General features: G+C 32.5%; 31 protein-coding genes and 1 pseudogene. 29 read left to right on the top strand and 3 right to left on the bottom strand.

Annotated features, from left to right (window positions below; translation table 11 throughout):
• The 13 genes and pseudogenes from LDX58_RS08900 to LDX58_RS08840 all read left to right on the top strand — a co-directional run.
• Positions 1-686, top strand: a 686-nt coding sequence (locus LDX58_RS08900) for a DUF5643 domain-containing protein (RefSeq protein WP_227936457.1), incomplete at its 5' end; no start/stop codon positions are given.
• A 477-nt stretch (positions 687-1,163) separates the two neighbouring features.
• Positions 1,164-2,702: an IS21 family transposase gene (gene istA / locus LDX58_RS08895; protein ID WP_227936490.1), complete on the top strand. Its 1,539-nt coding sequence runs from the start codon at positions 1,164-1,166 to the stop codon at positions 2,700-2,702.
• Position 2,703: 1 nt separating this feature from the next.
• Positions 2,704-3,471 (top strand): IS21-like element helper ATPase IstB, encoded by a 768-nt coding sequence (istB, locus tag LDX58_RS08890; protein WP_227936489.1) that lies wholly within the window; start codon positions 2,704-2,706, stop codon positions 3,469-3,471.
• Positions 3,472-3,519: 48 nt separating this feature from the next.
• Positions 3,520-3,705 (top strand): hypothetical protein, encoded by a 186-nt coding sequence (locus LDX58_RS08885; RefSeq protein WP_227936456.1) that lies wholly within the window; start codon positions 3,520-3,522, stop codon positions 3,703-3,705.
• 106 nt (positions 3,706-3,811) lie between these two features.
• Positions 3,812-4,069 carry a CPCC family cysteine-rich protein gene (locus LDX58_RS08880; protein WP_227936488.1) on the top strand — a complete coding sequence of 86 codons (258 nt, stop codon included), beginning with the start codon at positions 3,812-3,814 and terminating at the stop codon, positions 4,067-4,069.
• A 184-nt stretch (positions 4,070-4,253) separates the two neighbouring features.
• Complete coding sequence (locus tag LDX58_RS08875; RefSeq protein WP_308017484.1) at positions 4,254-4,442, top strand: YczI family protein; 189 nt, start codon at positions 4,254-4,256, stop codon at positions 4,440-4,442.
• Between the two features lie 50 nt (positions 4,443-4,492).
• Positions 4,493-4,774 (top strand): hypothetical protein, encoded by a 282-nt coding sequence (locus LDX58_RS08870; RefSeq protein WP_227936455.1) that lies wholly within the window; start codon positions 4,493-4,495, stop codon positions 4,772-4,774.
• Positions 4,775-4,905: 131 nt separating this feature from the next.
• A complete protein-coding gene (locus LDX58_RS08865; protein ID WP_227936454.1) occupies positions 4,906-5,169 on the top strand; it encodes a hypothetical protein in 264 nt (87 codons plus the stop codon).
• Positions 5,170-5,687: 518 nt separating this feature from the next.
• The gene (locus LDX58_RS08860) at positions 5,688-6,095 is read left to right on the top strand and encodes a tetratricopeptide repeat protein (protein ID WP_227936453.1); all 408 of its coding nucleotides are present in this window, start codon (positions 5,688-5,690) and stop codon (positions 6,093-6,095) included.
• A 195-nt stretch (positions 6,096-6,290) separates the two neighbouring features.
• On the top strand, positions 6,291-6,710 hold the full coding sequence (locus LDX58_RS08855; RefSeq protein WP_227936452.1) for a hypothetical protein: 420 nt from the start codon (positions 6,291-6,293) through the stop codon (positions 6,708-6,710).
• Positions 6,711-7,579: 869 nt separating this feature from the next.
• Positions 7,580-7,714 (top strand): annotated as a pseudogene (locus LDX58_RS08850) (restriction endonuclease); the annotation flags it as partial.
• Between the two features lie 639 nt (positions 7,715-8,353).
• Positions 8,354-8,539 carry a hypothetical protein gene (locus tag LDX58_RS08845; RefSeq protein WP_227936451.1) on the top strand — a complete coding sequence of 62 codons (186 nt, stop codon included), beginning with the start codon at positions 8,354-8,356 and terminating at the stop codon, positions 8,537-8,539.
• A gap of 55 nt (positions 8,540-8,594) precedes the next feature.
• Entirely contained in the window at positions 8,595-9,101 is a 507-nt protein-coding gene (locus LDX58_RS08840) for a hypothetical protein (protein WP_227936450.1), read from the top strand.
• 185 nt (positions 9,102-9,286) lie between these two features.
• Here LDX58_RS08840 and LDX58_RS08835 read toward each other — a convergent pair whose 3' ends face one another.
• The gene (locus tag LDX58_RS08835; RefSeq protein ID WP_227936449.1) at positions 9,287-9,670 is read right to left on the bottom strand and encodes a DUF1189 family protein; all 384 of its coding nucleotides are present in this window, start codon (positions 9,668-9,670) and stop codon (positions 9,287-9,289) included.
• Between the two features lie 90 nt (positions 9,671-9,760).
• On the opposite strand from LDX58_RS08835, the gene LDX58_RS08830 reads away from it, so the two are divergent.
• The 6 genes from LDX58_RS08830 (at position 9,761) to LDX58_RS08805 (ending at position 14,752) form a co-directional block, all read left to right on the top strand.
• Positions 9,761-11,014, top strand: a complete 1,254-nt coding sequence (locus LDX58_RS08830; RefSeq protein WP_227936448.1) for a hypothetical protein — start codon at positions 9,761-9,763, stop codon at positions 11,012-11,014.
• A 209-nt stretch (positions 11,015-11,223) separates the two neighbouring features.
• Complete coding sequence (locus LDX58_RS08825; RefSeq protein ID WP_227936447.1) at positions 11,224-12,381, top strand: DUF4367 domain-containing protein; 1,158 nt, start codon at positions 11,224-11,226, stop codon at positions 12,379-12,381.
• 92 nt (positions 12,382-12,473) lie between these two features.
• Positions 12,474-12,713, top strand: a complete 240-nt coding sequence (locus tag LDX58_RS08820; protein WP_227936446.1) for a hypothetical protein — start codon at positions 12,474-12,476, stop codon at positions 12,711-12,713.
• A gap of 235 nt (positions 12,714-12,948) precedes the next feature.
• Positions 12,949-13,341, top strand: coding sequence for a hypothetical protein (locus LDX58_RS08815; protein ID WP_227936445.1), 393 nt, complete (start codon positions 12,949-12,951; stop codon positions 13,339-13,341).
• Positions 13,342-13,820: 479 nt separating this feature from the next.
• Entirely contained in the window at positions 13,821-14,180 is a 360-nt protein-coding gene (locus tag LDX58_RS08810) for a tetratricopeptide repeat protein (RefSeq protein WP_227936444.1), read from the top strand.
• Between the two features lie 65 nt (positions 14,181-14,245).
• A complete protein-coding gene (locus LDX58_RS08805; protein ID WP_227936443.1) occupies positions 14,246-14,752 on the top strand; it encodes a DUF3916 domain-containing protein in 507 nt (168 codons plus the stop codon).
• A gap of 91 nt (positions 14,753-14,843) precedes the next feature.
• Here LDX58_RS08805 and LDX58_RS08800 read toward each other — a convergent pair whose 3' ends face one another.
• Positions 14,844-16,019, bottom strand: a complete 1,176-nt coding sequence (locus LDX58_RS08800; RefSeq protein ID WP_227936442.1) for a DUF5050 domain-containing protein — start codon at positions 16,017-16,019, stop codon at positions 14,844-14,846.
• A gap of 731 nt (positions 16,020-16,750) precedes the next feature.
• Positions 16,751-17,413, bottom strand: a complete 663-nt coding sequence (locus LDX58_RS08795; RefSeq protein WP_227936441.1) for a restriction endonuclease — start codon at positions 17,411-17,413, stop codon at positions 16,751-16,753.
• A 135-nt stretch (positions 17,414-17,548) separates the two neighbouring features.
• Here LDX58_RS08795 and LDX58_RS08790 point away from each other — a divergent pair, with 135 nt between their 5' ends.
• The 10 genes from LDX58_RS08790 to LDX58_RS08745 all read left to right on the top strand — a co-directional run bounded on the left by LDX58_RS08790 (position 17,549) and on the right by LDX58_RS08745 (position 23,441).
• Positions 17,549-19,234 carry a DEAD/DEAH box helicase family protein gene (locus tag LDX58_RS08790; protein WP_227936440.1) on the top strand — a complete coding sequence of 562 codons (1,686 nt, stop codon included), beginning with the start codon at positions 17,549-17,551 and terminating at the stop codon, positions 19,232-19,234.
• Positions 19,224-20,348, top strand: coding sequence for a hypothetical protein (locus tag LDX58_RS08785; RefSeq protein ID WP_227936439.1), 1,125 nt, complete (start codon positions 19,224-19,226; stop codon positions 20,346-20,348). Before LDX58_RS08790 ends, LDX58_RS08785 begins: the two co-directional genes overlap by 11 nt.
• A 346-nt stretch (positions 20,349-20,694) precedes the next feature.
• On the top strand, positions 20,695-20,973 hold the full coding sequence (locus tag LDX58_RS08780) for a hypothetical protein (protein WP_227936438.1): 279 nt from the start codon (positions 20,695-20,697) through the stop codon (positions 20,971-20,973).
• A 49-nt stretch (positions 20,974-21,022) separates the two neighbouring features.
• The gene (locus LDX58_RS08775; protein ID WP_227936437.1) at positions 21,023-21,277 is read left to right on the top strand and encodes an NUDIX domain-containing protein; all 255 of its coding nucleotides are present in this window, start codon (positions 21,023-21,025) and stop codon (positions 21,275-21,277) included.
• A gap of 18 nt (positions 21,278-21,295) precedes the next feature.
• Entirely contained in the window at positions 21,296-21,562 is a 267-nt protein-coding gene (locus LDX58_RS08770) for a hypothetical protein (RefSeq protein ID WP_227936436.1), read from the top strand.
• A gap of 65 nt (positions 21,563-21,627) precedes the next feature.
• Entirely contained in the window at positions 21,628-22,038 is a 411-nt protein-coding gene (locus tag LDX58_RS08765; protein WP_227936435.1) for a hypothetical protein, read from the top strand.
• Positions 22,039-22,092: 54 nt separating this feature from the next.
• Positions 22,093-22,398: a hypothetical protein gene (locus tag LDX58_RS08760; protein ID WP_227936434.1), complete on the top strand. Its 306-nt coding sequence runs from the start codon at positions 22,093-22,095 to the stop codon at positions 22,396-22,398.
• A gap of 104 nt (positions 22,399-22,502) precedes the next feature.
• Positions 22,503-22,847, top strand: coding sequence for a short-chain dehydrogenase (locus LDX58_RS08755; RefSeq protein ID WP_227936433.1), 345 nt, complete (start codon positions 22,503-22,505; stop codon positions 22,845-22,847).
• A 35-nt stretch (positions 22,848-22,882) separates the two neighbouring features.
• A complete protein-coding gene (locus LDX58_RS08750) occupies positions 22,883-23,116 on the top strand; it encodes a hypothetical protein (RefSeq protein ID WP_227936432.1) in 234 nt (77 codons plus the stop codon).
• A 157-nt stretch (positions 23,117-23,273) separates the two neighbouring features.
• A complete protein-coding gene (locus LDX58_RS08745; protein WP_227936431.1) occupies positions 23,274-23,441 on the top strand; it encodes a hypothetical protein in 168 nt (55 codons plus the stop codon).
• Positions 23,442-23,533: the final 92 nt, after the last annotated feature.

Genomic DNA, 23,533 nt, shown 5'->3' with positions numbered 1-23,533 from the left:
ATGCAGAAATAAATGTTCATTTCGATTCAATTATTCAAGGTAAAGCATCAACTGCTATTAACTATACAGCTACTTTTCCAATTGAAGGAAAACATGATCAAGTACGACTAGAGGCTTATGATGATCAAGGCAATGAAATCAATATCTCCTCAGACGGAATTGACCTAGAAACTGTCAAAGAGAACAATAGAATTATTGTTAAAGGTAGAAGTATTATTCCACAGTCAATAAAGGGAGAAACTAGTTATATAGAGGTGCTACCTAAAGTGGCATTAAGTGAACCTGATCGTTTTATTAAATTAGATGAAGGAACTCCTGTTGAAATTAATTCTGAAAGGCAAGACTTAGCTGTTGAAATAGAAAATATTACCGTTCAGGATAAGAACATTATTTTTGATTTTCAAATAAATAATGGTAATAACATGGATCAAGACTTCTTGTTTTATAGTAATATTGCTCGCAATGATGTGATACTAGTTAAAGAAACAGAAAAAGATATTTATCAGGAGCCGATTAAACACTCAGTCGAAGTAATTAATAAAGATGACTTACGATTTACAAACACATTTGATATTAGTAAAATTAAAGATTTTAACTTAAAAGACTATGTAATAAGAGTTAATATGGGATCATTGAGTGCCAATATTCCTGTTGAATTAGAGAAGGTTAGGATCGATTTGAATTAGGTTGAAAAGCTTATAAAAGCCAACCTCGTTATACAAAGGTTGGCTTTTATAGAAAAACTTAAAAGTTGTCTTAGATTGTTTCCTTTAAATCTATAATGAAGGTATATTATCATTAATTGGCTATAAAGTTTGGTGGATTGGTGGATTATTACACTTAAACTATCGGGTGCGTTAATTGAAGTTCGAGCTGCCTTTGCTGGGCAGCTTTTCTTGTTGAGCTAACAAGTCAGGTTAATGGAAGAAGCTTTCATAATTTTTAGGCTAGGTAGAAAACATAATATCAAATAAAATAAAAAGATGAGTTAAAATGGATACCTTGAGTTTACCAATAAGGAGGTGTAACTGCTAGACTAAACTGAACAGTTTTTGCTCGATAAAACTGAACACTTTCTGCTCAAATAACCTCCAATCAATTAAAATTTGAAAGTATGAAGATAACTGAAATGATGGAGGGCCAAGAAGGTGTTGAAATTAGAAATGATTGTTGAAGTTCATCAATTGAAAAGACAAGGTTTTAAAGTTGCAGCTATTGCGAGAAAATGCAATCTATCAAGAACAACAGTTTATGAATATCTAGAAAGGGATTTTGAAGAAGCTTGTAGGTGGGTGGACGAATTGAAGACAAGGAATCGAAAGCTGGATCCTTTTCAGGATCATATTCTAGGCTGGTTAAAAGAGCACCCTGATTTATCAGCTTCACAAGTTTCCGATTGGTTAGAGGAACGCTACTCTTTTTCCGATGTTGGTGATAGTACTGTTCGTACTTACGTTAGAGAATTGCGAGAAAAGTACCACATACCAAAAACAGTTACATTTCGGAGTTATGAAGCTATAGAAGAATTACCAAAGGGAAAACAAATGCAAGTGGACTTTGGAGAAATGAAAATTAGGACATTTGAAGGGAAATGGATAAAAATCTATGTAATTGCCTTTGTACTTTCCCACTCACGTTTTAAGTATGCGATATGGCAAGATCGGCCATTTACTACTCGTGATGTTTTACGTTGTCATGAGAATGCATTTGAGTATTACGGAGGCAGGACAGACGAAATTGTATATGACCAAGATAAGCTGATGACTGTAAGCGAAAATGGAGGAGACATTATTTATACGGAAGAGTTTCAAGCTTATAAACAGCAAAGAGGGTTTTCAGTTTATTTATGTAAAGCAACAGATCCAGAATCTAAAGGCAAGATTGAAAATGTTGTGAAATTCATTAAAAGGAACTTTGCAAAAAATCGAGTGTTTCATCAGCTCGATGCATGGAATGAGCATTGTTTAGCTTGGCTTAATAGAAAAGGAAACTATCAAATACACAATACAATAAAAAAGAGACCCATCGATGTGTTTGCCCTGGAAAAGCCACATTTACGAAAGGTCTCCACCCTACTCTCTTTCGAGAGTAACCATGGAACAAGTATAACAAGAACTGTCCATAAGGACAATATTATCAAATACCAATCTAATCGTTATTCGGTTCCACTAGGAACATATAAACCTCAGGGTGAAAATACTGTCTATATTCGAATTAATAAAGAAGAACTTATTATCGAAAAGACACCTGGAGGTGTACCTTTAGCTACTCATCCTCTTACCAGAGGAAAAGGTCAACTGATTAAGAATACCAATCACTCTAGAGACAGGTCAAAAGGAATCCAAGCATATATGGATACTGTAAAAGGCTCTTTTAATGATCAGGAAAAGATTCATATATTTCTTAATGAAATTGATAAGCGATATCCTAGATACATACGAGACCAGCTACAAATTTTACACAGAGCAGTGAAGAACTTTGACCCATTTATTCAATCTGCCTTAGATATTTGTATTAAACAATCCTTGTGGAGTGCCAACGATTTTCATGATGTCGTAAAACATTTAGCAAGAATTCAAGATCATGAGAATGCGATACTTCCAACTAATATTCCGATAATAGAAATGTCCTCCATTCATTATAAAGAGAAAGCATCCGTTAGAGAACTAGATGGTTATCTTAAGATTTTAGGAGGTGTGTAAGCTGGAATACTCAGTAGAGAGTTTACAAAAACAATTGCATCATCTAAGGATGTCCGAAACATCAAAAGAGCTGCCTGCCTTTTTAAGGAAAGCAGAGTCACACTCGTGGACCTATCAGGAGTTTCTTCGAGAATTACTTTCATATGAGGAAAAGCGTCGTGAGGAAAAAATGATTGAAAAACACTTGAAGTGGGCAAAGTTCCCTTATCAAAAGAGCATTGATGAGTTTGATCTTAAAGAAATGCCATCACTTAGTAAGAGGCAATTAAGGCAGCTCCAAGAGCTCTCTTGGCTTGATCAATCTTTTAATCTACTATTTTGGGGGCCGCCAGGTGTTGGCAAAACGCATATAGCCATCGGTTTAGGATTAGAAGCCATTCATAAAGGACATCGTGTATCATTTGTATCCATGGGAGAATTAGTACCTTTATTAAAAAGTGAGGAATACCTTCGGAAATCTCAACTGAAAATGAAGAGAATTAGAGAAGCTGACCTAATCATAATTGATGATCTCATGTATATGGCCATGGATCAAAATGAAGCTAATTTGTTTTTCCATCTAATTAACCATCTTTATGAACGAAGTTCTATCATTCTTACATCAAATAAAGGGCCTGAGGAGTGGGGAGAATTAATAGGAGATAAAGGAATAACAACGGCGATTTTAGATCGACTTCTCCATCGCTCTGAAGTGCTTCATTTTGATGGAGCAAGTCATAGAATTAAGTATCGAGAATCTCTGTTTCAAGCGAAAAGTGTTCAAAATTAATGAGCAAAAAGTGTTCAAAACTACTTGACGGTTACAGGAGGTCGTCCTGTGAGTACAGGCAAGCAACTTTTATTATTAGTATCAATAGTAACCGTATCTAATATTTTAATTATGGTTACTGTGCCTTCTGAAAAAGATATGCTTAGGAGTATATTAGTAGGTGTTACGATTTTTCTGTCCATTTTTATTGTACGAAAAGTGGATGAGAGTTTTAAAAAAAAGCAGGATAATTGATAACGGCTTTTGATTTGCACCTACCACCAATTCTTGAAATGTTGTACTTAAACAAAACGGATGCGATTGTTTAAAATTGAAGACTAAAGCAGGGCAAGGTAAACAGATGAGAAAAAACAAATATTTTTGTCCATGTTGTGGTTATAAAACATTAGGAACAAAACCACCTGGAACTTACGAGATTTGTGAAATCTGCTTTTGGGAAGATGACGATGTACAATTTAATGACCCTGATTATAAAGGCGGTGCAAATGAATCTTCTTTACGACAATATCAAAAAGGTTTTTTAGAAGGACGTTTTTTAAATCGCGAACCCAGTGAAAAAGATGAACGTAATCCAAACTGGAAACCATTTGAAAACTGAACCCTCCTAACGAACGGGTGCGATGCTTGAATTAGGCATCACCATTTGTTTATTGAAGTAACGCGGCAGTTTCGTTAAAAAAGGAAAAAATCAGAATTGGGCAAATTTAAACTAAAAAATAATTAAAAGGAGTCATCCCTTGTTAAAAATATCAAGAATAATTTTGGCAGTAATAGTTGTCTTTATGTCTGGTTATGGGTTAATTACAAAGAATTACGGGTTGCAACCATACACGATGTTGTTTGCAGGTTTGCTGATGTTGATAGTAGGACTAATTGAATTTAAAAAAGAACGAAAAGAGTATGGATATCTTAGTATAATCGTGTCTATTTTTCTATTTTTTGTGTCATTTCAAGGATTTTTATTAAACTAAACCAGCTAATAGTTTAGATGAAAATTAAAAAGGATAGAGGGTATCAGAGAATGGAACGAGCGAAAGTATGGATGAAATTAATTTCAATTATACTAGGTATAGTGTTAATTTGGTTTTTCTTATTTGGAATACGACTAATAGGTTATTTTTCAGCCATAAGTGAAAGAGGACTTCGTGCTACGGAATGTGGAACGCAAGGGTGTAGCAACGTTGAATTATTTTTAAATGTAGCTTGGACATTGACATTTTTCATTATAATTCCACTTATTATTCCATTAGTTCTGACCATCTACTTTAGTTTAAAGAATAACAAAAATAAAAGAAGTCTTTGAACAAAAGGGGGCGTTGCTTAAACAAGGGTCAAACGCCTTTTGTTATTGTATTAAAGTATTATTTTAATAATACTATTAGCAAAAAATAATTCTTTATAAAATTTTTTCGGCTTGGATGGGGCTTGATAATAATGATGTATATAGGAATATTAATTTTAATTTTGGTTGGTATTGGATTAATCATTTGGGGATTGAAACTTACCAATGCTGAACATAAGGATGAGAATTATATAGGAAGTGCAGCTTACGGTGGTACGGGGTTTGTGGAGGGAATTGTATTGTTTCTATTGACTCTAATCCTAAAACTAATTCCTTATTGGCTAATGAAAGTAATATTAATATTATTTGGGCTATCGCTGATTGGATTTGGTATTTTTTTATTACTAGGTAGATAGTTCTTATTAAGGTAAAGGGTGCGTGACTGAATCTCTTACGATCTGATTGTGCTAATTCTGCTATCCTTACTAGTTTTGTTTCCATTATTATTCCTACCTCTGAGTGTAGTAAATGTGTCCCTAGTAAGGGTGATAACTGGTAGCTAGCCTTTCCTCCATCGGCATTACCCAACTTCATTGGTACTACGCTGCTATCCGACTCCCTATCAGCATTTGGTTTCCTTGCTTTTTATCGCTTGTACACCATACTCTTCTAACAATAAAAGACCGATAGGGTCTCCCGAGTTGCCGTTTGATAACTTTTATAAACAATCACCAATGCTTATGAAAAGAATAGTTATCTTTTTAATCGGCTTTTTATTAGCAGGTTTATTTTCACTATTTTTGTATTGGGAGTTAACAGGATAAACGATAACAGGTGCATTACTCCAACAAGGGATGCCGTTTTTCTTATTGAAGTAACGGATGCTTTTGCTTGCTGAAGGTCGGATGTAGGAACCATGAAAAGAGGTGTTTTTATGGGGATTATTTCATTATTTAGACTTAAAAAGTATGATAATTATGTTTATAGAGCAGTCATTTATGAAGATTTATTTTTAAGAAAAAAAGCAATTCAAACAATGGAATCCGCCGTAAAAAACCAACGTTTCAACATAAAGGAAATTGCAAGTGGTTATTTTTATTTAGGGGAACTTTATTCTAAAATGAGGGATTACGGTAAAGCCTCAAATTGTTATCAACAAGGACTTGAATTATCGAAAGACGAGAAATTTTTTTATAGCAGTAATTTAAAAAAGGCTATTGAAACGTTTGTTAAAAATAAGGATATAGAGATTGCAAATTTCTGGTTAAATAATCTTCTTCAACGACAAAGTTATGATAAGAAATTTAAGAAATTAGCTATTTTTGAAAATCAAATTAGATGAAGACCTTATTGAACTAACGGAATAAACGAAATAAGATCAGCAGCTGCTGGTCTTATTTTATTACTGAGGAAGGAAAAGGACTTGCCCTTATGGAAGTAAAGAGGCAGGTTAGCGCAATAAAGCATTCCATAAAATAACCAATTGAATTCCGTATTATGTTAAGGTGTCATTATGATATGGATGAGGAGGTATTATTTGAAATATTTAATTTTAATGTTGTTAAGTTTGGGTTTGATTGTAGGTTGCGAATCAGGAGATACAATGACAAAAGAAGACGTAAAAAAACTGGAGTTACTTCGAGAAGTAAAACCTAGTATGGGTGACGATAAAGAGTACAACCTGTATGCTTTCTTCGAGTTTTATGATGGTTCATTAGACTCTGAAGAAATTAGTGAAGGTGCAAGGCAACGTGACAAGTACGATGAATTGCAGGAAACATTAGAAATGGATAATGTGAATCAATTAACATTAAAAACAAATTCTTTGAATTCAGAGGAAATAGAAATACTGGGTATTAAAGAACTTCCTACTTTCTTGGTATTAGATGAGTCAGGGATTGTTCTCCAATCCACCGATTTGGATGAGGTTGTAACACTAATAAATGGAGATAAGTAAAATATTTTGTTAGCTGTCCTCTTAGAAATTGTGAAGGATTATACTCAAATTAACGGGTGCTTATGTGTAATAAGAAAGGCGAATAAAGTCTTGCTGCGTAGTACAACGATACTATGTAACAACAAAGGAAAAATCAGAGTTAGGAGAGATTTGAATATACATATAACTAAAGCAACTCCTGTTTATTTATAAAGTGAATAGCTAAAACCCTATTATTTTTAACAAAAATATAAAACATGTACTTTTTAGTGAATGTTTTTGGTTTAGAGGCGGTTTTACAGCTTTCTACCCTCTCTAATTGCTTGTGCCATATCTGAATCCCTGCGATGTATTATTGCATAATTTACATCGCTATCATTTTCTTTTAATAGGTGTGATATGTACTTTGTATTGCAAAATATCTTTATCTCTCCAAGATCCAAACACAATCCGTTTGGGCTATCTTTAGCTTCTCTTAACCAAAAGTAAATTAAAGTGTCTCCAGCAGAGGTATCCTTAAACTCTAAATTAATATATCCCGTATTTACATTAAATTAAATTCCATTTTTAGTTATCGAACAGGATGATACAGGGATTGAAAATGAAGAAGTTAGTAGATGATCAGAGCTAGTCTTATAAAGCGTTAAATAACTCTCTGATTCTAACACTTTCATAATAACCCATTTAAAATCACTTACTGACATAATTCTTTTCATAATAATCACTCCCCTAAATCTTACTATTACAATTATTTGGTAATATTCTTGTTTATTCGTTAAATTAAGAAAATAAAGTAATATTTCCAGGGTAAGCGCAGGCTTTGACAAAAGTTTTCTTTCACAGCGTTAATGTTTGAGGGTTTTTACAATAATCTGTCGAGAGTGGTATGAGTTACTACCAGTGATTTTAATAAAAATGCTAGACAATATGCTGCTGACTTAAATATTACCCTTATTAATGGTATCGAATTGGTTGATATGTGGTTAGAAAGATTGAAATGGATAGGAAAGTTGTTTCTCAGTTAGTTCCGGAATGAAAGAGGCCCTTCTTTTCCTTGGAGCCTGTCGATAAATTCTCTTATAAAGAGATATCGACAGGCTTTTAGATGTTCAAATAAAGAAAAGTAATGATTTTACGAAATCATAATATCTCTTAAAAACTTTCAATTTTTGGTTTAATGTTCGTTTTTTACAAGCAGGAACTATTTGAGCAAACAGAGATAATTGCGGAACCCCTCTTCAAAATATTAAAGCAGGTGTTTAATAAAGCATTGGCACGAGGGGAAAATAAAAAGTAATACTTTTTAAGAGGTGTTCTTTTGGAACTATTTAACCTTATATTTGGCATTGTAATAATCGGTTTATCAGTGTTGTTCTTTAGATTGTCTTATTTATATACATCTGTAAAACATGAAAAAGCAAAAAATGAAATGATATGCCTGAAAAAATACCAAGGAGTAAACGATAAGGATATAAAATCTAATTTGAGTTTCTACGTAAGATTGCCATATTTGGTTACTAAAACAATAATGATGATTACAGGGATTATATTGTTCTTTGTTGCGCTTTTTATAATAATGAAATAGGTTTTTTGATGTTACGGTGCCCTTTTATAATCTCAGATTGCTGTGAATAGATAAAAACCTTAAATAAAGGGGGAGTCTTTTGATAAAAAAATTATTAGGGTCTTTAATTTTCTTCTTAATAACAATGGTTATTTATGCTTATCTTTATAAACCTGAGCCAGAAAACTATGGAAAAAATGGATGGATAATGTTCATAATAATTGGAGTTATATTAGTATGGTTAGGAATAGAGTGGTTCAGAAAACGAAATAGAACTAACGAATAATTATTAAACTAAAGGAGGCACTTCTTAAATAATAATACAAGGCAGGGAGACGTGTATGAAAGAAGTAATCATTTCAGAATTAGTGGGATTAAAATTACAGGATGCAGGGAGAAGTTCTAACCTATTTTCGCTGGGTTTTGGGGAAATAACTCAAATTGTTAGAAGAGGGGAAACTCAGGAATTGGCAGAGTACGCATTACATATTCAATGTTCCTGGAGAATTACCTTGAATAACAAAATTGTTGTTGCTTCACGGGATTTCTATTCACCAAGCTCGGAATGGAATGGAGATATTGAGAACTTCTATTGGGATATACAAGGTAAAAATAGATTCGATGAGCGAATTAAAACTTTTATAAAGAATAAAGGCGAAATTAAGGTACAAAAAATTGATTCTGATGATCTTGGAGGATTAAAGGTGTTTTTATCACACGGTTATAGTTTAGAAGCATTTCCTGATAGTTCAGAAGACGATGAACAAAGTGAACACTGGAGGTTCTTAAATCGAAAAGATAATAGTCCTCATTTTGTTGTTACTGGCATGGGGTTTGAAAAGGTTTGAATTTTCCTATTGTGCAGAAATATTCTTAAAGTACCGGACAGTTTAATATAAAGTCTGCTTCTAGAAATATCATTAAAAAGCAGACTTTGCTTTTTGTAAATTATTTTTCAAATTGCACTTTGTAGTTCTTTACTCCAAACCACAGGTAAGCTGCGGATAGTAAATAGTATAAATAAAAAGGAAAATCAAACACCAGATGTCACTAACAAAATGACATTTATAATGGAGGGAAGTGTTAATGAATAGAGAGCCATAATAAACAGGCTCTTAAAAGGGGTATTTACCTTTTGGATTGAAGAAAATATCTTCCCGATAAAACCAACTATGATTGCACTAATTAATTTTCCTATCCAAAACCATACTATGGAGACCAAAATGAGTGTAATCATTAGAACTATTGGTAATGTATTTTCAAGTTTTTTAAAAAAAGTTGGAGAAAATTCCTTAGAGATAGAAATCATTGCCTCTTGCGTTATCTCAATTCCCTCTTGAAAATACTGTATTGAACCAAAAATAATTGAAAAAAACAATAGATACAGTATCGCTGTTTTGAAACCTTCCTTTGCCATAAATGGATAGCATTTTAGGGGTACCCATGCTGTGAGGCAGTCAAGGAGATATATTAGTCGTATTAAATAACAGGAGTGAGCATTTTAGTTATGGACACAATGGTAAAGGAGCTAGTCGATTATACGCAGAACAAATGGAAATTAGAAAATTATTACTTATATTCATACCACTTTTATCGGCAAGTAAGTATGTTAAATGAAACGGTCTATATTTTAAGCATGGAATGGTACCCATCTCATATTACTGACATAGCGGATGAAGATTCTAATCCAGAAGGTACTGCTGTTATAGAGATAGATGTGAGTAGTCGTCAATTCAAAAGTGTAATCTTTGTTGGTGATATATCTTTTGTAAATGGAATTGTGATTCACGATCAAAATGACATAATAAAATGGGTTGAAAAAGAAATGGCCTTAAAATATCGGGAGCAATTTATCTTGCAGCATGAAGCAGAAAGAGAGTTTCATTTTGGAGGATGTATACATGGTGTAACCGTTTTTCCGCCAGCATCCATTCGAGTAAATTTCAATAAGGAAAATAAGTTGACCCTATTTTCTAATTTTGGTCATTTTCCTTCTACTGAAACTGTGCTAGAAGAGAAGTTTTCCCTTACAGTCAATGAATTGGAGGAGCATACAAAGAATCAATTAAAATTAGTAGAAATCCCATCAAGGAAGCATAAGATGTTCATGCCAGTATATTGTATTGAAGAATTATATGTAACCAATGACCGACCACATGTGATACCTTTCTATGACGTAAGCTCGCAGATAAAAATAGATAACGTTATGCATTGGGATACTTCTATAAGAAAATCTTTTAAGAGAAAGCCATTGGACCTAAGTGATGAAATTACACTTGAACAAGTCTTTTCACTAGTACCACACCCTGATTTATTTCCAATCACATCAACGGAAATAGAAAGATGTATAAATGTTGTGAAGGACTTTTTAAGTAATGTCTATCATAATGATTCAGGTAAGTGGATTTTGAAGACATTGCATCGAGAAAATGGTTATTTCGTTGCAAACTTGAAAGAAACAGATAAGGTAGAGCGGGTGAGTATAAGGAAACTTCGGTTGTTTATTGATACAAAAACAATAAAGGTTTGCAATTATATGGATAACAAAGATTTTATGGAAATGTATGAGGGCTTTAAGGAGTCAGCTGCCATTACTATTAATAAAGATACTGCCTATGCAGCCATTAAGAGTAAGTTGGAACTAAAGCCCGTTTATGTTTATGACTTTGAGCAAAACAAATACTTACTTTGTGGAGAAATTAATAGTAAGTTTGGTGTAAATGCGATTAACGGAGAATTGACAAACCTAAATGATTTATGACTATAACTAACAAAAATGCGTTTCCCAAAATAAAAGGGGATGCATTTTTCTTATGTAAAGTTTGAAGAAAAAAAGTCAGCAATCTCCTTATTGTTTTCTAGAGTCCGTATTTGATTTAAATTACAGGGTAAATTATACCTGGTGTATTTAAAACCTGTAAAAAATTAAATTGTATTGCATGCACCGAGTAACAAAGGAGGGTCTTGCTTATGAAACAATTTACTATATTAGTTATATTTTTATTTTCTTTCGTTTTATCAGGCTGTGGTACTCAAGGAAATCTTGATAAGACCGATGTGTTAAGTCGAGCTAGTGCCGCAGTAGAATCATTGAACAGTTATTCCATTGAAATGAATATGGATTTTAATTTAATGGAAATAGATAATACTCTTGTTGCAACTGGCGATATTACTCATAATCCAGATACTATGTATTTGGATATGAAAATGGGAATGCCCGGAATGACTATGGATTTTGAGACTTATGTACATGAAGATGAAGCGTATATGAGCATGTTTGGTGACTGGATTAAAATGAGTCCTGAAGAAATGGGAGTAACCGATTTTGACCAACTTACTAAGGAACAAATGGATAAATTGGTTCAGTTTAGCGATCAATTCGAGATGACCGAAGAAAATAATATGTACGTCTTAACCCTATCTGGTCAAGGTGATGAATACAGCGTGTTGATTGAAGACCTTGTTCAATCATCAATGGGAAATTTACCAGATGATGCAATGGATGAATTCGTCCAGTCAATAAAGGTCAATCATTTGGACCTTGAAATTCATATTGATAAAAAAACATTTATGCAAATGGCTCAAATTATAAATACGGATATTGAAATTGTGGAAGAAGGAACAACAACACCGATGCACCTTGAAGGGCGATATGATATTTCCAATATAAACGAAATAGAGCCAATCGAAATCCCAGCAGATGTAAGAGAGAATGCCGTTGAAGATTTCGGTGAAGGATCATTTGGCGAGGAAATGAGTATTGAAGAAATTCAAGAAAAAGTTGATTTTTCGATTCCACAAGTTACCCAAATTCCAGAAGGTTATTCGTTAACACAAAGTATATATGATGAATCAATGGAAATGATCATGTTAAATTATGACAAAGACTTCGAAAACGGGTTTATGCTAAGTGTTTTTCCATCAGAAGGAGAAGATGCAGAAATGCCATATGATGAAGCAATGGATGGAGAGACTGTAATCATTAACGGAAATGAAGCCATATTTTACGATATGGAGATGTTTTATGGTTTAACTTGGGAACAAAATGGATTATTTATAGACTTTTCAGGCGGTGGTCCCGACATAAATAAAGAAATGTTCCTGGAAATAGCCGAAAGTATAAAATAATTATTATTTTAAGGAATTAGTAGCTGCCTTTATTTTTTGGTGGCTACTTTTACTTATTGATGTCCAGTGAAGAAATGAAGATGGTGATAAATGTGAAGATATTAATTCCTGTTTTATTTGTCAGCGCCTGGATTGGAATAACTGTCCCTGTGTGTTTGTCTATTATTTTTACAGTTCTAAAATCAATAATTACAAAAGATACAACAGGGATAAGCATGTTAATAATTGCTATTATTACAGCGTTATTGAATGGGTATATTGGAATCAAAATTTATGAAAAGAAAATTGACCCTTGGCTGGAAAAGAAAAAGAAAAAAAGAAACTTCCCGTAGTTCCTTCCAACGGACAGAGAAAGAGTCTGATGGATTTAAAACCACATAACATCGATTGCTTATTAAAGGGTAGTCGCTTCTTTTTATATAGTGAATGTGAGGGAACTGCTTTTTCTTTGTAAGCTTAGGGATTGTAATGTCTTTAAAACATTCATCTTTAATCTAAAAGGTTCCATGGTTATAACAGAAATGATATACAAATTGTTTAAAAAGTATCTAGAATGAGGTGAAGGAAATGCCTTTGACTTTTGGTTTAACTAATAATATAAAAAATGATTATTCAAAAATATCGGTTGTTTTTGAATATATATTAAGTAACTTTTTGTTACAGCATAAGAAGCATTTTTCTATAAACATAGATTTATTACTAAACTTGGATCCATATGAAGTGACAAATTTTGCTTATGCCGAAGAAATAGATGAGTTTTTAAACCTTAGTGAGTCAATCATTAAAGAATTTCAAGACAATGATTTTAGTCATTTAATTAAGAGCTATGTTATAAAATACGAACTTTTTGAAGAGGATAAATTTGCTCAAACAGATATAATTGATTTTGCGATTTATCTGAAAAGTTTATGTGAATTAGCATTACAATACGGAAAGGTATTAGTTGTAACAGGTGATTAATAAAATATTTGTCCTTCTTATATTGATGGCAATTCTTAAAAAGCAGGATCGTGTTTTCTTTTCGTAGGACTATTATTCAAGAACAACATTCCTGGTCTAAAAATCCATTAGTTGCAGGTACAGATTTATACTTCTGCATTACAGCAGTATGGGGTGAAATTTGAGGTGGATAACTTCTAATGTTTTATGAATTCTTCTATTCAGGGCAATATTATTATTTTTACTTGGTGTTGGTATTATTGTTCTAGGGTTTTTTATAGTAAAAAGAGACACGAAAAGGAGAAATCAACAAGTAATATAGGGGCTGGAATGGGTTTTTTTGAATCCATTTTAGCAGAAATAATTCACTATATTGCAGTACATTTACCTTGGTATGTCGCTAAGATTATCTTAATATTATTTGGTATTGGATTTATTATTTTAAGTTTCATGGTTTTTGTTTAACTAATGGGTACCAATTCTTGGGGGGATTAATAATCATGGATAAATATGAAAAGGCTTATCTTTTGTACCAAGAGGGTCTTGTACAATTTGAGAACGATAATTTCGAAAATGCATTAGATTGTTTTAACAAATCAAATAAATTAGATGAACATTCGCGAACATTCGCTAGGATATATGAATGTCTTATTAAATTAGGGAGAAAGGAAGAAGCTAAGCCGTTCATTAAAACCGCATATCTTCAAAATCCAAAACAAGATAAAGTTACAATACAATATGCAGAAAGCCTAATAGAAGACGGAAATGTATTATTAGCAAAAGAGATTTTAGAGAATTTACTTCTTCGTAACTCAACGTATAATCCTGCCAAAAGATTACTTGATAAAATGACAAAATGAAAAATGGATTCCTTTTCTTCTTCAAGATACGGGTGCGATAAACTAAAAAGATGGCAGGTGAAGAAATGTCTAGCAAAAAAGTCAGAGGCTTAAAACGTAAAGTAAAAAGCATGGTAAAAAGAATCGAGGAGGAAACAATGAAATTTCCTTCTAATTTTTATAATGGATATTGGCATCTTCATTTACCAGCTGGACAAGGCTTTATCTCTTCTAACAAAATTCCAATGGCTATCAAGCGTTTATGTATTCAAACATTATTGAATAGAGCTGAACATTTAGTGAATGTAAAACCTGAAACTTCAGAACGAACAAGAGTAGTAGTGGCGATTGACTTACCTAGTCTATGGGATTCACAAATTATCGTTTTTACAGGTGAGTCATATTTCAAAACATTCTTCGACAGAAATGATGACTATCAAAAATGGATACCACTCCCTAAAGGGAGAAATATTCAACATGAGTGGCAACTAACTGTCCCTAACAACATGAAGATACTGGGGTTCAAAGAAGAAATTACAGATGAAGAGTATCAATATGTAGGAGAGATCTGGTTCATAGGGGAATTAAATTAAGGTTTTCCTTATAAAATTAACGGGTGATAAAAAAGAAATACAACAGCTGATAAAACAGCCTTGTATAACTTTTTTATTTATTAATGTTGATTTATCCAAATGGTTGCAGTTGAGTCCCATCCGGCTGCATTCTATATAGAACCCTTCCTGATTGAAAATAAATCCAATCATCCAGGACATGGAGGTATGAAGCTCTTTGGTCAAATAACAGAACCTTTTCGCTTCCATCCGATCTCATTCTATAAATCTTAAAGTTATCACTATAATGTGTGTAATATAGCCAATCACTGGTAGCTGTTAATGAATAAGTATCATCATCCGTTAATTTTGTATTGTTTGTTCCGTCAAGATTCACTCTATAAATTTTGTAGTTATCTCTATGGTTAGGATAATATAGCCACTCACCTGAGATGCTGAAAATTGGTCCTGCGACATTGGCGACTGTTTGTTTATTGGAGCCATCGAATTTAATCCTTGCTGGTGTAAACCCTTCTGAGAAATAAATCCAATCGTTATAAATTGCAAGGCTCATATCTAACCCTGACGTTAATTGTGTTTGATTGGTTCCATCTGTTTTTATTTTATAGATAGCAGAAATTCCATCAGAAGATGATAAAAGATAGTATATCCAATCCCCATAAACATTGACGTATTGAGCACCTACATCTGTTAATCTTGTTTGATTCGAACCATCAATCTTTATTTTATAAATTAGTCTGCCCGCACCACGAGTATTATTTACATAATAAATCCATTCACCAATGACGTTAATGTAAATAGAATTATCAGCGTTTAGTTTTTGCTTTCCTGTACCGTCCGTCTTTATTTTATATAAGCTGCCATTATCTAATGGATTATTATAATAAATCCAATCTCCCTGTTTAGCAACTGCGCCTCCGTTCATCAGAACCCATAGATCATTTCCTCTTATATTCTGGTTAGGTATTTGCGCTTCTAATTCCGCAATTCTTTGTTTTAGTTGTTCATTTTCGGCTTTTAATTGGTCATAATCGCTAGTTACCTTTATCACCATCTCATTAGGGTCCCAGACTACTCTAGCTCCAACCCTCCTAAACTCTGCAATAGGTACGTAGATATAAGGGTATTGAGCATTAGGCGGCTGGTAGTTCAAAACTGGGTACAACCCCGTATTAATATCCACTCCGTTTACCAAAATCGGCCGGTCTGCTAATTGAGCAGTTACAGGGCCGTATTGTTGTCTATAAAAAGGAGTCGGGTTATTTCTAAACAATGGATTATAATACATGATTACACCTCCAATAAAAATGGTATTCAACCATAACGATATTATGAAAAAGAAATAATGAAGTAGCTGATTCAACAAAGTACGGGAATATTCAGTAAGGAGAGAGATGATGTATACTTTAGTTACTATCCATTCCAGTGGAACGAAATTAAGAAGAATGTGTTTAAAGAATTTATTTAATGATTCTCATATACTAACGAGGCGTTTCTGCAATAGAGCAGGAACGTATTTTATTGACGAGGGAGGATAGTTTGAAAAAAATTGAACTGTTTATTAAGGATAACGTCTGGATAGAAAACCAGATATAAATTTAGTTTCTGCATATGAAGTTGAAAAAACCTGAAAGATTTAAATAGATACAAAATTTGGTTCAATGAAAATACACGTACAGCAACAATTGTTGGTCATGAAGAAAACCAAAGTAAACAAAGTTACACCGAGTTAGATAAAAGCCATATATTTACACCTAGAGAACGTTTATTCAAAACGGGAGCAAGAGTTGAACAAGGAGTTGACTGTTGAAAAAAAGTTAAGATTAAGGGATAATTTAGGTAATAAAAGACGTAAAAGTAAAAAAGTTGAATGGTACATAAGTTAAATGTCGAAAGCCAATACAGGTTGAATCATTTTTCTATTCATGGGTTTTTTAACTGAATATGAGTCAAATTCAAAAAAAATGCCCAGAGATAACTCTCTGAGCATTTTTTTACGTTAAATTTTAAGATGATAATTTATCCGATTTTCCTCCGAATTTCTTCGATTATATTCAGTAATCTAGGCAAATCAATGGCACTAATAGGTTTATCTACAATGTATTCCAAAGCTGGTTGAGTAAAATAACCTGTGGTAACAAAAAAGCCTTCTTTGGCATTCATATCGATTATGGCACTGTGAAATTTTTGGATATCTGGACGAGACACTTTTGTTGTTGTATATTTCTTGCATTCTACAAGGCTCATCTCGCCGTCCCTTTTTAAAATAATATCTTTTCCACCATCACCTGTTTTAGGAGTAACTTTTGCTTCATAACCCAAATATCTAAACAACTCTGCTATATGTTCTTCAAATTGAGCAGGGGACATACCGATTAATTTATCATAGTCGGAATTTCTAGATATTCTATATTCACGTTGGCTATTAAGGTATTCCCGTTTTTTTGTTCTAAAAATGTTAAAAGCTAATGTAATAAATAAGATGATTGCAATAAAAAATGTTGCTATAAGTACCCAATCAAAAATAGAAAAGTTTGAAATAGTGATTTTTAAATTATTAAAAAAAGCTTGTATGGCGATGTTAATCTTGTTTAAAACAAAAAAACCAACAATACCAATTAGAAATACATTTTCTTTATTCCTAACCCATTTTGGCAGTTTTCTTCTTCTTTTTCTCCCCATTGCATGTCCTCCTTTTTATTAAGTTTATTTTCATACTTTTTGCATATGCCTTCTTCTTTTGGGATTTAATGTAATTCCTATGGTGGACTCGTCATATATAAAAGATATAGGAAGTAGGTAGGAAGGAGGGTAAAAATGTATCAAAAACCGTTAATGATACATTCCAACGAACGAATCATTTATTTAATGGAATGGTTAGACTCAAACGGAGAAATTGAATCGAAATTACTTGGATTTTCCACCCTTATCAAAGCTCCAGAAGAAGTACATACCTTTCACATCACCCCTTATTCCGTTTGGTCAGCAGCAGCAAAAGATATTCGGTCAGATGAAATTATAGATTTTCTTAATCGCTTTTCATCAAATAGCCTTTCAGATGATTTAAAAGAAGATATTATTCAATGGGTTCAAGACTATGGAACTTTGTACTTAAAGCGTATAAATGGAGGTTTAGAACTAATAGCAAAGCATTCAATAATAATAACGAAAATTCTCCAAGACGAATTTGTTTTTGAAAGAAAAATTGGGGAGCCAACAGAAAACACGATGTATTTTAATCTTGCTGACCGAGCAGTTTTAAAAGAAAGATTGTTTAGTCTAAACTTGTTTGTTATTGATAGCACAAATATCTTTGGAGAGCCGCTTGAAATTAATATCAAACCAGTAACATTACAAAACCAATCTTTTACATTAAGGGCATATCAAAAAGAAGCCATTAATCATTACATTAGTAATAAAGATAATGCAGGTGGCGGGGGAGTCATTATTTTACCTCCAGGGTCAGGAAAGACTTTAGTTGGGTTAAGTATTATCTCGAAAATAAAACAAGCTACATTAATCATTGTTGAAGATGAAAGATGTGCAGAACACTGGAAGGAAGAAATAAAAGATAAAACAGATTTCGATCCAGAACATGTTTCTTATATAAACAGTGAAAATAACGAAATTACTCCTCTTACCATATGTACCTATCCATATTTATCTCAAAATGACCATGCATTTAACGAATTAATGGATAAAGATTGGGGATTAATCATCTATGATGATGCTCATCGTTTACCTGCTGAAACATACATGTCAACAACAAACCTTTCTTCAAAATATAAGGTAGCTTTAGCGTCAACACTGGCTCGGTCAGATGGAAGGGGAGATTTGATTTTCCCACTAATCGGTCCTAAATGGTATGAAACGTTTCCTATACTATTACAAAAGCAAGGGCATATTCCAATTATTGATTGTATTGAAATAAAAGTTCCTTTAGATGAAATTACAGGTGATAAATACAATACAGCTCAAATAATGAGAAATAATGATGATGAGTTAAGAGGAATAGCTGCTTTTAACCCGATGAAAGAGGCTGTGATTAAACAAATATTAACTAAACATTGGGATAAGCAAATTTTAGTTGCATCGTACCGTGTTAATCTTGGTAAAGAGCTAAGTGAAATTTTTCGTAAACCAATTATTTTAGCAGGAAAGCAAGAGAACATTAATTTAATTGAAGAGTTCAATATCAACGAAAGAGATGTATTATTTGGTACATCAAAAGTTGTTGAACAATCACTTTTCCCTAATTTAGATGTGCTAATCAGCATTTCTTATCATAAAGGCTCAGAAAGAGAAGAGTACCTTCGAGTCGGAAAATTTTTTGCTGTTGAAGATATAAGAACAAAGAAAAAGTATTTTGCTGTTGTCTCAGAGATGACAGTAGAAGAAGGGGATTATGTAAAAAGAAGGCGTGCAATGATTAACTATGGATTCCGTTTTAAAATCATTGAATATCGTTCGATAGGTGAGGGGAGGTTGAATCATGAATCTTGAGGAGTGTCTTCGTAAAAAAGGAAAAGAAAATCCTGAGATGATAAGACGTATTGCCATGAATTTAAATGTCCATCCCCCGATACAAAATTGTGCTATTAATTCTCTTATTTCATATATAAAAAAAAGTTTAATGCAACAGGGAAATCTTGACCGAATTATCCAGAGCTTTACCGAAGTAACTCAAAATCATTTAAGAAAGAAGGTATTTACACATAAATCTTTGCCTGAAATTTATGAAGAAGAAATAAAAGAGTTTGGTCTTATTTATGATGGCGAAATACCAAGTGATATAAAGGTAGAACTAAAAAAGAAGTGGCTTCCTTATTACATTAAAACAGCACCTTATCAATTTGAACCGACTACTCCAAGTGCATTTTTAAAGTTGATATTAATCTTGACTCTTCTTCAGAAGGAAAAATCATTAAAGCTAAATAAACGAAGATATTTTAATAACCATTTAAACAAAATTAAAAAAATGGTCTTAATAAACGAAGAAGATAATGTAGTGAATCATATTATTGAATACCTTAAAAAAAACAATTTAATTAATTGGGAAGATGAAAAGAGTTTATATCCAATGACCGAGAATATTAAAGCTTGGTTTGAACAAAACAGGGTAGAAAACATAAGAGAATTTTATGAATGGTTAAAGCATAAGTACATTAGTCCTAACATAATGAAATTGGTGGATGAAATAAGTAAATATCAAAATGATGAAAACACATGGATTAATACGGAGTTATTTGAAAACAGGTTATTAAGTGATGCGCAACAATCACAATTATTCGGACTGCTTCGCATAAAAAAAGATGAAGAACAAAATTATATCCAGCTTACTCCTGAAGGCTGGTATATAAGCAAGAAAGAACATCCCTTATGTTGGAAGTCAAAAGACATACTTTTATCAGCTGCCTTTGAGCTTTTTGTTCCATATTACTATGATCCATATTTAATAGAAGAAGTATATTCATTTGGCGATTTAATTTCAAATGAATTATTCATTGTTTTTGATGTTGACCCACTAGACAGAAAAAATAAGGAACAGTTTTATAAACGAATAGAGAAATTTTGTCGATATGTTCCTGATGTTGTGAGGTATGAATATGAAAATTAGTAAAAATTCTTCCAGAAACGCTCAGTCATAGTAATATGTAGAGCGTTTTTTCTGTATTACATCTGGGAAAGGCTTTCACCATTTTAGTAATAAATAAAGGGTTAAATTAGAAGCTCTTACATTTAACTGTTAAGATGACTTTGCCCCCTTTTTCGTAATGATCGTACTTCTCAATCAGCTTGATTAACCTCACTTTTCGTTACAAAGTTATAGACTTTATTAACTGAACTGCTTGTTAATGTAAAGATGGTATCAGTATTTTTTGTGTTCATAATGGTCCCTAATTCTTCTATTATCCATAGGTAATAAGTTCAAGCAGTAAATTCTTCAAAAAAACAGCCAGGTATTGTCAATATGGGAACCCCAGAGTATCAATTCAGTATTGATGAGGATTCCAGATCGAGCTCTAACAGCAGGAGGATCATATGGTTATTTATTCCATTTCACTGAACCATTTGAAACATTTAAAGGAAAAGAACTGGGTATTAACGCTTATCATAAAGAAACAGAAGAAAAAACTACTGCGGTGTTACACTTCATTTTAATGATTGAACTAATGGGTGCAAGAGTGGAACAAACATGGAGCTGTCGATGCGGCAGCTCTTATTGTGTTAAAGAGGAGTAATGTTAAATAGGAAATAAATGTCTTACTTGATATAGAAAGGGTGAGGAGTTTGAAACTTAGACAACTGGCAGTTGCTTTTCTTTTAAATGAAGAGCAAGAAGTTTTATTTCTTCAAAAAAAAAAGCAAAAAGATACATTTCTTGCTGGGTTGTTAGTTCCGATTAGTGGACATATTGAAAGGTATGAAATTTGTGAACTTCGAACAGCTTGTATAAGGGAAATAGAAGAAGAAACAGGATTAAATAACAAAGACATAAAAAACCTTACACTACGATATATCGTGCTTAGGTTGAAAGAAAATTAAGAAATACGAATACAATATGTGTTTTTCGGTAATATTCCTAGAAACTTTGAGTTAATTGAAAGTGATGAAGGGGGATTATCTAAGATAAAATTTGATGATATTATAAATCAGAATGTTTCAGTAACAACTAAAGAAATCGCTATACATTATGATGAAATAGGTAAATTAACTGAAAAAGTGTATGTTAGGTTCTATGAAGTCGATAAAATGAAAGCCAGAAATTACTTGGGGACTTTTAGAAGATTGGGAACTACCTATTTTCAACTAAAGGGAGCGATTGCGTAACAAAGGCAGTCGCTTATTGTGCTAAAGAGGCAAATAATAAAAAGGGTTAAAAAAGGAGGAGGTTTATGTCAAGCCGTACATTTATTGCAACAATGAAGCCGATTCAAGATTTAAAATATCTATTTGAAAAATACGATTTGGGTATGGGTTTAGACAAGGATTACTATATTGATTTACCTTTAACATTACCATATGTTTATGAGATTTATGGTAGATATGAAAAACTCTCCCTTATATCTTTTTTAGAAGAATTTATTGAGTATGGTGATGTAGTTGAGATTTATGAATACTGGGAAGGGAAAGCATTACCAATATCAATAAATGTTCCAAATGAAGCAAGAACAATCAACATTTTACAGCATACTTATAAGGATGAATTTGGAGAATATCAATTTAACAAAAAGAATTGGATGAATGAACTTGCATATCGTACAGTAGTTTCAAATCGAAGCGTTACAACATTTGTGAAATATTAAATTCACTTTCTTTAAGTAAAGGGTGCAAGAGTTAAGGATGAGGTGATACTTTACATGGGGTTTGATGTAGTTTTATACAATCGTGACGGCAGAAAACTCAATTTCTTTGAAATAACAGAAAATCTCCATAATGAAATATTTAATTCAAAGCTAATGTGGCGTAGTTACTTAGAGCTTAGAAAATTAAGTGATTATTATCTAACTGATGAAACATTTTCAGGAGAGAGCCTAACGAATTTAATATCAGACCTTAATAATTACAAGTCATTCATATCGGTTCATAAACTGAACGAATACGAAGAACTAATAAAACAAATTTCAAGTTCAGATATAAGTGAAGTCCATATGGCTGGAGACTAAAACTAATATCCATCGATGTTGTGCTAACGGGAGCTAATTTTGAATAACAGCTTCATTTCGTTTTAAATATGGAATTATTTCTAAATGTGAAAGGTTGATAACATATGCCAGTTCATGAGTTTGGCATAATCGATGATTTTAACATTAGAAAAGATTATAGCTACTACGCTCCAAAAGAGTATAAATGTATTTCAGTTGATGATGACTTCATACAAAATCTTTCAGAATCCTTAAAAATAATGAAGAGTTACTTCCATTCATATGATAGACCAGAATTTGGTCTTGAATATTGGGGAGTTACAATTATTCCCCCTGAATCTCTTTCATTGTTTTATGATGTTGTTGTATCTTCGCCACACTTCAAACAATATGACGAATTGACAGATTTAGCAGCAAAAATTATTCAAGCAAAAGAAGAAAAGAAATATATGATACACTTTGGGATTTAAGTAATAAGGCTTATTCAAGTAAAGGGGAAGCTTTAATGAGATTGGATGGAGGTAATTCTTCCGTGCTTGGTATTAAAAATTATAAACCAACGTTCTATAAGGATAAAAATAAGTTTATACAAGACCATAAAGAACATTTGAGGGCTTTAATTGGTTTAAATATTGATGAAGTATGGATGGTACATGAAGTTTCAGATGGTAAACTTTGGGCAGATTGTCCTGTGAATTATTGCTGTTGTAGGAACGCATTTAGAGTTCTGTTCTTTTAAAGATAATGAAATTGCGGTGACTTGGAATGAAATTGATTTAAAGTAGAAGTTAGATTGGTACGGTAATCAGGAGTTAAATCTAGAATGGCGCAAGAATGAAATTGAAAATATTATCGACATCATCGGAAAGTCGATAGAGGCCGTGGAAGTAATTGAAATGAAACAAGAAAAGTTTGGCTCAAAAGATAATTTATTTTCCTCCAACTTTTTGTTAAACGGCTTAGGCTTTGATTTGGGTAATGACTATTTCTCAATTTTTAATGCTTTTGACGAAAATGGTTTTTCTTATTCGAGAAATGATAAGGATATATATACGAAGGTATAAACAACAGCCTTATTGAGATAATTATTTTTTTTAGGCCTTTTGAAACTGCACAGATCAAACTGTGTGGTTTTTTCGTTTTTAGAATGTTTTCT

It is taken from the genome of Alkalihalobacillus deserti, from assembly GCF_020734105.1.
Taxonomy (GTDB): domain Bacteria; phylum Bacillota; class Bacilli; order Bacillales; family Bacillaceae_D; genus Halalkalibacter; species Halalkalibacter deserti.
Note: the sequence above shows the minus strand (reverse complement) of the source record. Positions and strands in the feature narration are given on the sequence as shown.

Bases quoted from the DNA above. Each gene is read 5' to 3' on its own strand.
- istA (WP_227936490.1), top strand. From the start codon at position 1,164: ATGATTGTTGAAGTTCATCAATTGAAAAGACAAGGTTTTAAAGTTGCA.
- LDX58_RS08880 (WP_227936488.1), top strand. From the start codon at position 3,812: ATGAGAAAAAACAAATATTTTTGTCCATGTTGTGGTTATAAAACATTA.
- LDX58_RS08875 (WP_308017484.1), top strand. From the start codon at position 4,254: ATGTCTGGTTATGGGTTAATTACAAAGAATTACGGGTTGCAACCATAC.
- LDX58_RS08870 (WP_227936455.1), top strand. From the start codon at position 4,493: ATGGAACGAGCGAAAGTATGGATGAAATTAATTTCAATTATACTAGGT.
- LDX58_RS08865 (WP_227936454.1), top strand. From the start codon at position 4,906: ATGATGTATATAGGAATATTAATTTTAATTTTGGTTGGTATTGGATTA.
- LDX58_RS08860 (WP_227936453.1), top strand. From the start codon at position 5,688: ATGGGGATTATTTCATTATTTAGACTTAAAAAGTATGATAATTATGTT.
- LDX58_RS08840 (WP_227936450.1), top strand. From the start codon at position 8,595: ATGAAAGAAGTAATCATTTCAGAATTAGTGGGATTAAAATTACAGGAT.
- LDX58_RS08835 (WP_227936449.1), bottom strand. From the start codon at position 9,670: ATGGCAAAGGAAGGTTTCAAAACAGCGATACTGTATCTATTGTTTTTT.
- LDX58_RS08830 (WP_227936448.1), top strand. From the start codon at position 9,761: ATGGACACAATGGTAAAGGAGCTAGTCGATTATACGCAGAACAAATGG.
- LDX58_RS08825 (WP_227936447.1), top strand. From the start codon at position 11,224: ATGAAACAATTTACTATATTAGTTATATTTTTATTTTCTTTCGTTTTA.
- LDX58_RS08815 (WP_227936445.1), top strand. From the start codon at position 12,949: ATGCCTTTGACTTTTGGTTTAACTAATAATATAAAAAATGATTATTCA.
- LDX58_RS08810 (WP_227936444.1), top strand. From the start codon at position 13,821: ATGGATAAATATGAAAAGGCTTATCTTTTGTACCAAGAGGGTCTTGTA.
- LDX58_RS08805 (WP_227936443.1), top strand. From the start codon at position 14,246: ATGTCTAGCAAAAAAGTCAGAGGCTTAAAACGTAAAGTAAAAAGCATG.
- LDX58_RS08800 (WP_227936442.1), bottom strand. From the start codon at position 16,019: ATGTATTATAATCCATTGTTTAGAAATAACCCGACTCCTTTTTATAGA.
- LDX58_RS08795 (WP_227936441.1), bottom strand. From the start codon at position 17,413: ATGGGGAGAAAAAGAAGAAGAAAACTGCCAAAATGGGTTAGGAATAAA.
- LDX58_RS08790 (WP_227936440.1), top strand. From the start codon at position 17,549: ATGTATCAAAAACCGTTAATGATACATTCCAACGAACGAATCATTTAT.
- LDX58_RS08785 (WP_227936439.1), top strand. From the start codon at position 19,224: ATGAATCTTGAGGAGTGTCTTCGTAAAAAAGGAAAAGAAAATCCTGAG.
- LDX58_RS08765 (WP_227936435.1), top strand. From the start codon at position 21,628: ATGTCAAGCCGTACATTTATTGCAACAATGAAGCCGATTCAAGATTTA.
- LDX58_RS08760 (WP_227936434.1), top strand. From the start codon at position 22,093: ATGGGGTTTGATGTAGTTTTATACAATCGTGACGGCAGAAAACTCAAT.
- LDX58_RS08755 (WP_227936433.1), top strand. From the start codon at position 22,503: ATGCCAGTTCATGAGTTTGGCATAATCGATGATTTTAACATTAGAAAA.
- LDX58_RS08750 (WP_227936432.1), top strand. From the start codon at position 22,883: ATGAGATTGGATGGAGGTAATTCTTCCGTGCTTGGTATTAAAAATTAT.
- LDX58_RS08745 (WP_227936431.1), top strand. From the start codon at position 23,274: ATGAAACAAGAAAAGTTTGGCTCAAAAGATAATTTATTTTCCTCCAAC.